Raw genomic sequence first — 11901 nt, 5'->3', positions numbered from 1 at the left:
TCGTAGCCCAGCGACAGCGCGCGCGGCTCGTTCTCCTTGATGCCCTTGAGCACCTGCCCGAAGGGCGAGTGGATGGTGCGCACGATCAGCAGGAAGGCCGCGACCACGATGACCAGCGCGACGTAGTACATCGTGAGGTCGTTGGACAGGTCGACCAGGCCGAACAGCTTGCCGCGCGGCACGCCCTGCAGGCCGTCCTCGCCGCCCGTGAACTTGGCCTGCAGCGCGACGAAGAACATCATCTGCGCGAGCGCCAGCGTGATCATCGCGAAGTAAATGCCCTGGCGGCGAATGGCCAGCACGCCAAAGATCCAGCCGAGGAAAGCGCCGCTGAGCGTGCCCGCGATCAGGCCCAGCTCGGGCGTCAGGCCCCAGACCTTCATCGCATGCCCCGCCACATAGGCGGAGCCGCCGAGGAAGGCCGCGTGGCCGAACGACAGCAGGCCCGTGAAGCCCAGCAGCAGGTTGAAGGCCGCGGCGAACAGTGCGAAGCACATGAGCTTCATCACGAACACCGGGTAGGCGCCGAAGAACGGCGCCGCGACGAGCGCCACCAGCAGAAGTGCGTAGACGATGAGGGAGATTTTTTTCGTGTTCATGCCACTCGCCTTATTTTTCTTTGCCGAACAGGCCGGCGGGGCGAATCAACAGCACGATGACCATGATCACGAACACAACCGTAGACGATGCCTCGGGATAGAAAACCTTGGTGAACCCTTCGATCACGCCGAGCCCGAGACCCGTGAGGATGGCGCCCATGATCGAACCCATGCCGCCGATCACGACCACCGCGAACACCACGATGATGAGGTTCTGCCCCATCAGCGGCGACACCTGCATCACCGGTGCAGCGAGCACGCCGGCGAAGGCCGCGAGCGCGCAGCCGAAGGCATAGGTCAGCGTGATCATCAGCGGCACGTTGACGCCGAAGGCCTCCACCAGCCGCGGGTTCTCGGTGCCGGCGCGCAGGTAGGCGCCCAGGCGGGTCTTCTCGATCACGAACCAGGTCGCAAAGCAGATCACCAGCGATGCAACGACCACCCAGGCACGATAGTTCGGCAGCACCATGAAGCCCAGGTCGGTGGAACTCGACAGCGCATCGGGCGCGTCGTAGGGCAGCCCCGACACGCCGTAGACCGAGCGGAACACGCCCTCGATCAGCAGCGTGAGGCCCAGCGTGAGCAAGAGGCCGTAGAGGTGGTCGAGCTTGTAGATCCAGCGCAGCAGCAGGCGCTCGATGAGCACGCCGAAGATGCCGATGACGACGGGCGCGGCGATCAGCATCACCCAGTAGTTGATGCCGAAATACTCCATGGCCATCCACGTCAGGACGGCGCCGAGCATGAACAGCGCGCCGTGCGCGAAGTTGATGACGTTGAGCAGGCCGAAGATCACCGCCAGCCCGAGGCTCAGGATGGCGTAGAAGGAACCGTTGACCAGCCCAAGCAGGAGCTGGCTCAACAGGGCGGGAAGGGAAATGTTCATAGAAAGTTCAGGACACCACTGGCCGTTTCTTCTTTTTCGCAGGGGCCGCCGCGCACGGCCGCCCGAAGCGGCCGGCCCGCCCCCCTTGCAAAGGGGGGTTGGCGAAGCGACACGCAGTGCGCGCAGCCTGGGGGGTTACTTCCATAAGGCGCACTTGCTCTCAGCTTTGGTCGTGAAGACCTCTTCGCCCTTGAGCTTCTGGACCACCTTGTAGTAGTCCCACGGCTGCTTCGACTCGGCCGGCGACTTCACCTGCACCAGGTACATGTCATGCACGAAGCGGCCGTCGGCGCGGATGCTGCCCTTGGCATAGAAGTCGTCGATGGGGGTGGACTTGAGCGTTTCCATCACCTTGTCGGCATCGACCGTCTTGGCGGCCTGCACGGCCTTCAGGTAGGTCATTGTGGCCGAGTAGTCGGCCGCCTGGATGTCGGTGGGCATGCGCTTGGTCTTCTCGAAGAAGCGCTTGCCGAAGGCGCGCGTCTTGTCGTCGAGGTTCCAGTCCCAGCTGGTGGTCAGCAGCAGGCCTTCGGTGTTCTTCAGGCCCAGGCTGTGCACGTCGGTCACGAACACCAGCAGGCCGACCATCTTCATGGTCTTGGTGATGCCGAATTCCTTGGCGGCCTTGATCGAGTTGATGGTGTCGCCGCCCGCATTGGCCAGCGCCAGCACCTGGGCCTTGGAGTTCTGCGCCTGCAGCAGGAACGACGAGAAGTCTGAGGTGTTCGGCGCATGTTTGACGCTACCAGCCACGGTGCCACCCTTCTCCTTCAACACTTTGGTGGCGTCCGCCTCCAGGGCCTGGCCGAAGGCGTAGTCGGCTGTCAGGAAATACCAATTCTTGTCGCCACGCGCAACCACCGCGCTGCCTGTGCCCTTGGCCAGCGCCACGGTGTCGTAGGCATAGTGCACGGTGTACGGGCTGCACTGCTCGTTGGTGAGCGCCGAGCTGCCAGCACCATTCACCATGAAGACGCGCTTCTTCTCCTGCGCCACCTTGGCCATGGCCAGGCCAGTACCTGAACCAACGCCACCAAAGAGCATGGTCAGCCCTTGCGTATCGATCCACTCGCGCGCCTTGGAAGCGGCGATGTCGGCCTTGTTCTGGTGGTCGGCCTGCAGCAGCTCGATGGGCATGCCATTGACCTTGCCACCGAAGTCGTCGATGGCCATCTGGATCGCCAGCGCGCCGTTCTTTCCTTCGACGTCGGCGTAGAAGCCTGACAGATCGGTGATGAAGCCGATCTTGACCTTGTCCTGTGCGTGCGCCGCATGGGAGGCGATGCCCGCGACGCTGAGCATGAGGGCGATCATCTTGAGTTTGGATTGCATGCTGTCTCCTGAGGTTGAGCGGAAAGAATGTGGAGGGCGTATTCAGACGCCAAGCAACTCGCTGAGCACCGGCATCTTGGCTTCGAGCTCGGCGGCGCCGAACTTCTCGACGATGCGGCCGTGCTCCATCACGTAGAAGCGGTCGGCCAGCGGCGCGGCGAAGCGGAAGTTCTGCTCCACCATCACGATGGTGTAGCCCTTGGCGCGCAGCGTGGTGATCATGCGGGCCAGCGCCTGCACGATGACCGGTGCGAGGCCTTCGGAAATCTCATCGAGCAGCAGCAGCTTGGCGCCGGTGCGCAGGATGCGGGCCACTGCCAGCATCTGCTGCTCGCCGCCCGACAGGCGCGTGCCCTGGCTGTGGCGGCGCTCGGCGAGGTTGGGGAACATGGCGTAGATCTCTTCGACCGACATGCCCTGCCCCGTGCCCTTGAGCTCGGGCGGCAGCATCAGGTTCTCCTCGCACGAGAGACTGGCGAAGATGCCGCGCTCTTCCGGGCAATAGCCGATGCCGAGGTGCGCGATGCGGTGCGTGGGCATGCCGATGGTCTGCCTGCCGTTGACCTCGATGCTGCCCTTTCGCGCGCCGGTCAGGCCCATGATGGCGCGCAGCGTGGTGGTGCGGCCCGCGCCGTTGCGGCCCAGCAGCGTGACGACTTCGCCGGGCTGCACGACCATGTCGACGCCGTGCAGCACGTGCGATTCGCCGTACCAGGCTTGCAGGCCCTTGATTTCAAGTGCGGCCGTCATGTCAGTGAGCTCCCTGCAATTGGCCTTCGGTGGTGCCCATGTAGGCTTCCATGACCTGCGGATTCTTCGAGACCACGGCGTAGGGGCCTTCGGCCAGCACGGCGCCGCGCTGCAGCACGGTGATGGTGTCGGCGATGGTCGAGACCACGCTCATGTTGTGCTCGACCATCAGGATGGTGCGGCCGGCCGACACGCGCTTGATGAGTTCGGCCACGCGGTGCACGTCTTCGTGGCCCATGCCCTGCGTGGGCTCGTCCAGTAGCATGAGTTCGGGCTCCATGGCCAGCGTGGTCGCGATCTCCAGCGCGCGCTTGCGGCCATAGGGCAGGTTCACGGTCTGTTCGTCGGCGAGCTCCTCGAGGCCGACTTCGGCCAGCAGCTCGCGGGCCCTGGCATCCAGCGGCTTGAGCGACTTCTCGCTCTTCCAGAAGTGGTAGGAGGTGCCCAGCCTGCGCTGCAGGCCCAGGCGGACGTTCTCCAGCAGCGTGAGGTGCGGGAACACGGCCGAGATCTGGAACGAGCGGATGATGCCGCGGCGCGCGATCTGCGCGGGGCGCTCGCGCGTGATGTCCTGTCCGTTGAACAGGATCGTGCCGGTGGTCGGCTCGAGGAACTTGGTCAGCAGGTTGAAGCAGGTCGTCTTGCCCGCGCCGTTCGGGCCGATGAGCGCGTGGATCGAGCCGCGCACCACCGAGAGGTCGACCTTGCTGACCGCAGTGAAGCCTCTAAATTCCTTGGTCAGCCGCCGCGTCTCGAGAACGATGTCTCTCTGTAGGGTTGCGATAGGCTCTCGCAGGGGAATGCTTCTCAAGCTGTGCATCTGGAAATGTCTGTCTTCTGGAAGGAGGGGCACTCAGGTCGACGGTGTCGCGACCGCAATTGAATCCGCATGGCAAAGCAGATACACCGCCCCTGCGGCATCCTTGGGTGGGGCACGTTTCTCACACACGTTCATAGAGGGTGACGACGCAAGCACCACCTATCCCGAGGTTGTGCTGGAGCGCGAGCCGCGCCGCCTGGACCTGCCGGGCACCCGCAGTGCCTCGGAGTTGCTCGACGAGCTCCGTACACTGGGCAAGGCCCGTGGCGCCCAGCGGATGACCCTTGGAAAGCAGGCCGCCCGAGGGGTTCGTCACCACCCTCCCCCCATAGGTGTTGTCGCCATCGCAGACAAATTGTTCGGCGCCACCTTCGGGGCACAGGCCGAGCGATTCATAGCTGATCAACTCGTTGTGGGCGAAGCAGTCGTGCAGTTCCACCACATCGATGTTCTCAGGTCCCACACCTGCCGCGTCGTACACCTTGTGCGCCGCCGCCTTGGCCATGCCGAAGCCCACGACTTCCCGCATGTCACCGGCCCCGAAGGTGGCCGGACCATCGGTGGTCATCGCCTGCGCCCGAATGCGAACGGTTTGTGCGAGGCCGTGACGCGCCGCAAACGACTCGCTGCAGAGCACTGCGGCAGCCGCACCGCAGGTCGGAGGACAGGCCATCAGGCGGGTCATCACGCCCTCCCAGAGCACCGGTGCGGCAAGTACCTCTTCCTCGCTTACCACGTTCCGGAACAGCGCCATCGGGTTGTTGGCTGCATGCCGGCTCGCCTTGGCCCGGATCTTGGCGAAGGTAGAGAGGCTGGTGCCGTACTGCTGCATGTGGGCGATGCCGGCGCCGCCGAAGTACCGCAACGCCAGTGGAATCTCGCTGTGCCCTACCAGCGCCTGCGTTGCCTTGTCAAAACGGTCGAAGGGGCTGGGGCGATCGGTGAAAACGGATCCAAGCGCCCCGGGGTTCATGTGTTCGAACCCCACGGCCAGCACACAATCCGCTGCGCCACTGGCGATGGCCTGGCGCGCAAGAAACAAGGCGGTGGATCCCGTGGCGCAGTTGTTGTTGACGTTGATGATCGGTATGCCGGTCATGCCGACTTCGTAAAGCGCCCGTTGACCCGCGGCCGAATCACCATAGACGTATCCGGCATAGGCCTGCTCCACCTGCTCGTACCCGATTCCCGCATCTTCGAGCGCTCTCGCCACTGCCGCCGCGGCCATTCGGGGATACGGCTCATGCTTGCCAGGCTTGGAGAACGGCACCATGCCGACTCCACTGACAAAGACCTGCTTACTCATTCAAAACTCCAAAAGTGAATGGGACCGTTCGATGTACGTGTTTGAGCCGGCCGATTGCGACGCGGCCCATCGCGGCGGCGCGAGATCGTCCTCGTCGCACCTTCGCTCATACGGGCTATAGCGGCGTCGAGACAGGTGCCGCCGGGTCCTTCGGTGAAGTCCAGCAGCCCGGAGGTTGTGCTGCTCTGGCCAACGCCCGGCTTGGTCCAGTCGCAGACGCCGTCGGGGAAGACCGCACGAAGGCGGGTCACCTGGACCACCGAGAAGACGGCGCCCGGGTAGTCCGCACTGGCCACATCGAACGGCTTGAGCTGGCACTTGAGGACGTCTCCTGCACCGCGGAAGAACCGCCGCCTGAACCACCGCACGCGCTCACGATGGAAGCGCACAGGAAAATAGCCCCCCGCGAGGACCCCTGAAATGAAATTGGCATGCCTTGTCTCCTTTTATGGTGAGCCGCCACAGGGAGGGCTCCGCGGGGCTGTCCGGTTGCATCCTTTGCATGCAATCGGCGCGCCGTCGACAGGGAGTCTGTCGAGCGCGCCTCAGGGGGTCACTGGCGCCAGCGGCCAAAGTACTGGGTTTGCCGGCCAAGCGACGCAGGCACGATACCGTCGGCGACTCAAACCGTGGGCTCGCGCCACGGTCAAGGTACGTTGGCGACGCTGCTTCGGTAGTCGCCTGGCGAGGTTCCAAACCATCGCTTGCAAGCGCGATAGAAGGTACTCTGGTCCGAGAAGCCGAGAAGATAGCCGACTTCGGCAATGGCGATCTTGCGGCTGCGGAGGTACTGCTCAGCGAGCTCGCGCCGCGTCTGGTCCACCAGCTCGTTGAACGAGGTTCCCTCTGCGTCGAGACGGCGTTGCAGGGTTCGCTCGCTCATGCCCAATACTTCTGCAATCCTCGCGCGCAGCGGCTCACCGTCAGGCAGCCTCTGAACGACGATGTGCTTGACTCGCGGGACGACTCGGGTGGAATCCAACAGTGTGAGGTGATCGCTGGCCACACGATCCGTCAGTTCCTGCAAAGCGGGATTGGCGGTGGGCAGAGGTGCCAATACATCCGATGCAGCAAAGTGCAGCTGGTGCGACGGGGCATTGAACTGCAATGGGCAACGGAACGCCTGCCGGTAGGCTTCCAATTCGCCCGATGCCGCATACGGAAACCCAGCCGCCAGCGGACGCAGGTTCAGGGCTGTCAGCCATCGCATGATGTTCAGGATCATGACGACGGCAAAGTCCACGCGCGCCCGCGGCACGGGCCTCGCGATACCGTCGATATGCAAGGTGAATACGTAGGCTGCATCGTCGCGCACCAGACTGATGTCGGCGACGTGGCTGACGAGGCGCATGTACCGTATGAACCTGCCCACCGCAGCCCCCAGATCTGGCGAACTCATCATGACATGCATGATCATGTCCAAGCTGCCTGGATGCAGCACGTCCGAGTTTGCAAGGCCAAGATTGGGGTCGCCAGAGCGCGCTACAGCGAGCTCCCAAAGCAGGCTGATGCTGTCTCCATCGATGCGCGCATCGCGATCGTTCAGATCCTCGTAATTCAATCCGGCGTCACGAAACAGCGCGCGAACGTCGAGTCCGACAGATTCGAAGTGTCGCGCCGTCCCGCGGACCCAGGACATGGCAACAGAGGGCCTGGCCGCTGCCGCTGCCGCTGAAGCCTTCATTGCTGAAACCGCCCGGGCAACATTTCCTGTCTCCTTGTAGTGGATGCCGAGCCTCGACTCTAGCCTCCCCTATTGGAATACCTGCGCGTACTTTTCCCTAAGCTCACGCTTCAGAACCTTGCCGCTGGGATTCTTGGGGAACGAGTCGGTCAGCACCACTGCTTTGGGGACTTTGAACCCCGCCATGTGATGAGCGCAGTACGTGATGACGTCCGCCTCACTGAGTTCCCGCCCAGCCTTGACGATCACGACGGCGACCACTGCCTCCACCCATTTCGGGTGGGGTACGCCAATCACCGACACCTCGGACACCTCGGGGATGCGGAAAACCATCTCTTCCACTTCGCGACTGGCAACATTCTCGCCGCCGGTCTTGATCATGTCTTTCATGCGATCGACGACCGTGATGAAACCTTCGTCGTCGATAGTCGCCAGATCGCCCGAGTGAAACCACCCCCCCTCGAAAGCCGCTTTCGTGCGCGGCTCGTCATTCAGGTAGCCGAGCATCAGGTGGGGCGAGCGGTGAACGATTTCACCGACTTCACCAGGCTCCACGTCGCGCATGCCTTCGGCAACCACTCGCGTCTCGACGTTGAGCGCGGGGCGGCCACAAGAGCCCGGCTTCCTCAACTGATCCTCCGGGCCAAGGAGTGTCGCAAGAGGTGCGATTTCTGTCTGGCCGTACAGGTTCCAGAACCGAACTTGACCCAGGCGGCGCTTGAGTTCTCGCAGCACCTCCACGGGCATGATCGATGCGCCGTAGTACCCCTTCGTCAGCGACGACCAGTCCGTCGCGTCGAGCAGCGGCGACCGCAGCAATGCGATCCAGACGGTAGGCGGTGCGAAGAAGGAGGTGACCCGGTGCCTTGCCATGAGGGCAAGCAGGTTCTCTGGTGTCGGCTTCGCGGTCACGATGCTGGTCGCCCCGATGTAGACGGCGGGCCCAAGAAACACGTCCAGCTGCGCGCAGTGATACAAGGGCAAGGCATGCAGCACCACGTCTTCCACCCCGATGGAGACCTCAATCGCGCAGTTCGCGTATTGCCAGATCACCGCGTCGTGAGTGAGCATCGCGCCCTTTGGCATCGACTCGGTGCCGCTCGTGTAGACGATCTGCAAGAGATCCGAGCTTGCGAGCTGCAGCACCTCGGGAGGTGCTGCAGCAGTCGCAGCGAGGTCGTCGAACGAGGTCATGCCCTCCACCGCCGAAATCGAGTCCTCGGAGGGCAGCCAGACGAACTGCCGCACAGCGGTGTCCTTGGCAGCAGCGGCGCGCCCAAGCTCCGCGCATCCACTGTCGACGGCAAGCATCTCTGCGTCGGCATGGCGCAGGATGTACGCGACGTCTTCCGCTTTTAGCATGAAGTTGATCGGCACCAGAACAGCGCCGAGCCGCGCCACGGCGAAACGGAAGGCCGCAAAGGCATGCGAGTTTCGGGAAAGGATTGCTACCCGGCTCCCGTATGCCACGCCCATGCGAGCCAGCCCCGCACTCACGCTGTCGACAACCGCATCGAATTCGGCGAATGTCCAACGTACGTCACCGCAAACCAAACCAGTCTTGGTGGGAACGCGCCGCGCGGTTCGGCGCAGCAGGTCCGCGACCGTGTGGCGGCGCATGGCATTTTCCATTGTGGATGTCTCCTGTTCTTGTTGCTGACGTCGCGATCTCCCGTCGGCTGTGCACAAGCGCCGCGAGGTCAACAGTGGGAGACCACGTCTCGAAGTATCCAAGGCACCCTGCATGGCGTCACTTGCGTCGGCGGCCAAAGAGGTGGCTTTGACGGACAAAGTGGGCACATGTGGATTTCTGCAAATGCGTCGTGCGTTCTTGCTCATTGATTTCCGACCAGCCCGGCAGCTAGCATTGATTCTTTTGCGCCGTCAGGGCATGCAGTAAGAAATGAGCTACGAAAACATCGAAGTGCGGACCGAAGCAGGCAAGGTCGGCATCATCACCCTCAACCGCCCGAAGGCCCTGAATGCGCTCAACGACGCGCTCATGACCGAGCTGGGCCAGGCCCTGAAGGCCTTCGATGCCGACGACGCCATCGGCTGCATCATCCTCACGGGCAGCGAGCGCGCCTTCGCGGCCGGCGCCGACATCGCGGCGATGGCCAAGTACAGCTTCATCGACACCTACAAGGGCGACTACATCACCCGCAACTGGGAAACCATTCGCTCGATCCGCAAGCCGGTGATCGGCGCGGTGGCCGGCTTCGCGCTGGGCGGCGGCTGCGAGCTGGCGATGATGTGCGACTTCATCATCGCGGCCGACAACGCGAAGTTCGGCCAGCCCGAGATCAAGATCGGCGTGATCCCCGGCGCCGGGGGCACGCAGCGCCTGCCACGCGCAGTGGGCAAGAGCAAGGCCATGGACATGGTGCTCACGGCCCGCATGATGGACGCCGCCGAAGCCGAGCGCGCCGGCCTCGTGAGCCGCGTGGTGCCTTTCGAAAAGCTCGCCGACGAGGCGCTGGGCGCGGCGCTGATCATCTGCGGCTACTCGCAGATCTCGGTGATGGCGGCGAAGGAATCGGTCAATCGCGCCTTCGAAAGCGGCCTGAGCGACGGCGTGATGTTCGAGCGCCGACTGTTCCACGCGCTGTTCGCCACCGTCGACCAGAAGGAAGGCATGGACGCCTTCCTCAACAAGCGTCCGCCCGACTTCAAGAACGCCTGAGGGCGCGGCAACGCACTATGGCCGATCGCACGGCAGGCCGCCATCCACTCGGCGGATTGGCGTCCACACACCCAGTGCGGTGATCAGCAGGCTACAAAAGCCTCATTCGCCAGGAGAGCCGTGTCCTTTCCGCACCTCCGGGAACATGTCCATCCATCGATCCCAGGCGGGCTCGCCCGCGAACGCCTTCTGCATGAACTCGACGAAGGTGCGGACCTTGGCCGACAGATAGCGCCTGGTCGGGTAGACGGCCATGAGAGTCAACGGCCGGTATTGCCAATCCAATAGCAAAGGCACCAGATTGCCCTGCGCAATATCGTCACCGACCATGAACGTCGGCATCACGACGATGCCTTCGCCGGCCAATGCTGCGGTCACCAGAACGTCGTCACTGTCAGCGCGCATGCTGCCTCGAACAGGGATGGAGACGGTGTCGCCAGCTTGGGAGATAGTCCAGATTTCCGAGGTGGCGCTGGAAATCTTGGTCAAGCAGTTGTGCCCGGTCAGTGCCTCCGGCGATTGTGGGACGCCGTGCTTGGCCACATAGGCCGGCGATGCGCAGATCACCACGCGGACAGGGGCGAGATGCCGTGCGACATAGGTCTCGCGGTGCTGCCAAGCCCCGCGAATGGCAAGGTCGAAGCCTTCGTTCACCAGGTCGACTACGTGGTCTGTCAGGGAGACTTCCAGTTGAACGTCCGGATACTGCTCCCGATACAGAGGAAAGAGGGGCGCCAGATAGCGCTGCCCGAACGACAACGGCACGCTCACCCGCAACAGGCCGCTCGGTGCGATCGTGGCCCAAGTGACTTCGGACTCGGCCTCCTCCAGATCCGACAGCAACAAGCTCGCCCGCGCGAAGAAGCGTTCTCCCGCTTCCGTCGGGCGCACCCGGCGCGTGGTTCTCTGCAACAGGCGGGCCCCAAGGTGCGATTCCAGGTCGACGACCAGACGCGAAATCGAGGTTTTCGACACCCCGAGTTCATCGGCGGCACCCACAAAGCTACCGGCCTCTACAACAGCAACAAACGCTTGCATGGCGCTCAATCGGTCCATCAAAGTCGTCCTTTTGTTCCGGATTCCGGGACAAATAATGACACAAAGCGGCGTTTATTCCGGGCACGTCGATGCGTATCGTTGCGCCTGCATGCACCAACCTGCGGAGGGCGTGCAGCACAACCGGAAATCAAAGATGAAACATTTCACCCATATCGCCATCGCCAGCGTCCTCATCGCGGGCGCGATCTCGCCGGCCGCCGCCAAAGAGAAGATCGCAAGCCAGAGCATCACGGAAGCCGAAGTCCTAGGGGCCCAGCGGGCGTGGTGCAAGGCACTGATCGACATCAGCGCCGCGAATGCCAGCGGCGGGCAGCCGGCGGCCAGGGCGCTGGCCGAGAAGGTCATCGACAGCGCGTACGCCTACCAGCAGGGCGCGGTGCTGTTCAAGCCCACGCTCACGACATCGCCGCAGACCTTCCGTACCGCCCGCGACGGCGCACTGGCGTACTTCGTGGGCGGCAATCCGACATTTCCCAACGACACCGGCTTCGCGTTGAAGGGCTGGAGCAAGTGCGAGATTGCCAACAGCGCCGTGCTCATCCACGGTGACGTGGCGAGCACGCTGGGCAACGTGCTGTTCACCGGTCCAGACGGCAAGGTCACTACGGTCGATAAGACCTGGACCTTCGTGAAGGACAGTGCCGGCAAGCTGCGCATCGTCGTGCATCACTCGTCGCTGCCGTACGCCGGCAGCTGAACACAGCTTTCAAGTGCCCGCACACCCTGGCCCGGTAGTTCCCTGCACCCTCAACTCCCCGTTGCCTCGTTGCGGGATGAGGCCT

12 protein-coding genes are annotated in these 11901 nt (G+C 63.4%); 2 read left to right on the top strand and 10 right to left on the bottom strand.

What is annotated here, in order from left to right; all coding sequences use genetic code 11:
* The 9 genes from PMI12_RS09790 to PMI12_RS09755 form a co-directional block, all read right to left on the bottom strand.
* Positions 1-599 (bottom strand): branched-chain amino acid ABC transporter permease (locus PMI12_RS09790; protein ID WP_007831566.1); only part of this gene is annotated, 599 nt, incomplete at its 3' end.
* Between the two features lie 10 nt (positions 600-609).
* Entirely contained in the window at positions 610-1485 is an 876-nt protein-coding gene (locus tag PMI12_RS09785; RefSeq protein ID WP_007831565.1) for a branched-chain amino acid ABC transporter permease, read from the bottom strand.
* Between the two features lie 135 nt (positions 1486-1620).
* Positions 1621-2817, bottom strand: coding sequence for an ABC transporter substrate-binding protein (locus PMI12_RS09780; RefSeq protein WP_007831556.1), 1197 nt, complete (start codon positions 2815-2817; stop codon positions 1621-1623).
* A 42-nt stretch (positions 2818-2859) separates the two neighbouring features.
* Positions 2860-3567, bottom strand: coding sequence for an ABC transporter ATP-binding protein (locus PMI12_RS09775; protein WP_007831555.1), 708 nt, complete (start codon positions 3565-3567; stop codon positions 2860-2862).
* A 1-nt stretch (position 3568) separates the two neighbouring features.
* Complete coding sequence (locus PMI12_RS09770) at positions 3569-4387, bottom strand: ABC transporter ATP-binding protein (protein ID WP_007831554.1); 819 nt, start codon at positions 4385-4387, stop codon at positions 3569-3571.
* A gap of 121 nt (positions 4388-4508) precedes the next feature.
* Positions 4509-5693, bottom strand: coding sequence for a lipid-transfer protein (locus tag PMI12_RS09765; protein WP_007831553.1), 1185 nt, complete (start codon positions 5691-5693; stop codon positions 4509-4511).
* Positions 5690-6061, bottom strand: coding sequence for a DUF6351 family protein (locus tag PMI12_RS29380; protein ID WP_272943558.1), 372 nt, complete (start codon positions 6059-6061; stop codon positions 5690-5692). The genes PMI12_RS09765 and PMI12_RS29380 overlap by 4 nt, the downstream gene beginning before the upstream one ends.
* Positions 6062-6339: 278 nt before the next feature.
* Positions 6340-7332 (bottom strand): AraC family transcriptional regulator, encoded by a 993-nt coding sequence (locus PMI12_RS09760; RefSeq protein WP_007831552.1) that lies wholly within the window; start codon positions 7330-7332, stop codon positions 6340-6342.
* A 114-nt stretch (positions 7333-7446) separates the two neighbouring features.
* The gene (locus PMI12_RS09755; protein ID WP_007831551.1) at positions 7447-9009 is read right to left on the bottom strand and encodes a fatty acyl-CoA synthetase; all 1563 of its coding nucleotides are present in this window, start codon (positions 9007-9009) and stop codon (positions 7447-7449) included.
* 271 nt (positions 9010-9280) lie between these two features.
* Here PMI12_RS09755 and PMI12_RS09750 point away from each other — a divergent pair, with 271 nt between their 5' ends.
* Complete coding sequence (locus tag PMI12_RS09750; RefSeq protein WP_007831549.1) at positions 9281-10060, top strand: enoyl-CoA hydratase; 780 nt, start codon at positions 9281-9283, stop codon at positions 10058-10060.
* A gap of 102 nt (positions 10061-10162) precedes the next feature.
* On the opposite strand, the gene PMI12_RS09745 is transcribed toward PMI12_RS09750, so the two are convergent.
* Entirely contained in the window at positions 10163-11116 is a 954-nt protein-coding gene (locus tag PMI12_RS09745) for a LysR family transcriptional regulator (RefSeq protein WP_007831548.1), read from the bottom strand.
* Between the two features lie 136 nt (positions 11117-11252).
* Between PMI12_RS09745 and PMI12_RS09740 the strand changes: the two genes are divergently transcribed.
* Positions 11253-11816 (top strand): hypothetical protein, encoded by a 564-nt coding sequence (locus PMI12_RS09740; RefSeq protein WP_042673122.1) that lies wholly within the window; start codon positions 11253-11255, stop codon positions 11814-11816.
* The last annotated feature ends 85 nt before the right edge of the window (positions 11817-11901 follow it).

The organism is Variovorax sp. CF313 (assembly GCF_000282635.1).
Lineage (GTDB): Bacteria > Pseudomonadota > Gammaproteobacteria > Burkholderiales > Burkholderiaceae_C > Variovorax.
The sequence above is the reverse complement of the archived record's forward strand: the minus strand, read 5'-3'. Positions and strand labels throughout refer to the sequence as shown.

What these genes read in the sequence shown, in the direction of transcription:
- PMI12_RS09760 (WP_007831552.1), bottom strand. Translation starts at nt 7,332, where the DNA reads ATGTCCTGGGTCCGCGGGACGGCGCGACACTTCGAATCTGTCGGACTC.
- PMI12_RS09785 (WP_007831565.1), bottom strand. Translation starts at nt 1,485, where the DNA reads ATGAACATTTCCCTTCCCGCCCTGTTGAGCCAGCTCCTGCTTGGGCTG.
- PMI12_RS09740 (WP_042673122.1), top strand. Translation starts at nt 11,253, where the DNA reads ATGAAACATTTCACCCATATCGCCATCGCCAGCGTCCTCATCGCGGGC.
- PMI12_RS09775 (WP_007831555.1), bottom strand. Translation starts at nt 3,567, where the DNA reads ATGACGGCCGCACTTGAAATCAAGGGCCTGCAAGCCTGGTACGGCGAA.
- PMI12_RS09765 (WP_007831553.1), bottom strand. Translation starts at nt 5,693, where the DNA reads ATGAGTAAGCAGGTCTTTGTCAGTGGAGTCGGCATGGTGCCGTTCTCC.
- PMI12_RS09770 (WP_007831554.1), bottom strand. Translation starts at nt 4,387, where the DNA reads ATGCACAGCTTGAGAAGCATTCCCCTGCGAGAGCCTATCGCAACCCTA.
- PMI12_RS09745 (WP_007831548.1), bottom strand. Translation starts at nt 11,116, where the DNA reads ATGGACCGATTGAGCGCCATGCAAGCGTTTGTTGCTGTTGTAGAGGCC.
- PMI12_RS09780 (WP_007831556.1), bottom strand. Translation starts at nt 2,817, where the DNA reads ATGCAATCCAAACTCAAGATGATCGCCCTCATGCTCAGCGTCGCGGGC.
- PMI12_RS09750 (WP_007831549.1), top strand. Translation starts at nt 9,281, where the DNA reads ATGAGCTACGAAAACATCGAAGTGCGGACCGAAGCAGGCAAGGTCGGC.
- PMI12_RS09755 (WP_007831551.1), bottom strand. Translation starts at nt 9,009, where the DNA reads ATGGAAAATGCCATGCGCCGCCACACGGTCGCGGACCTGCTGCGCCGA.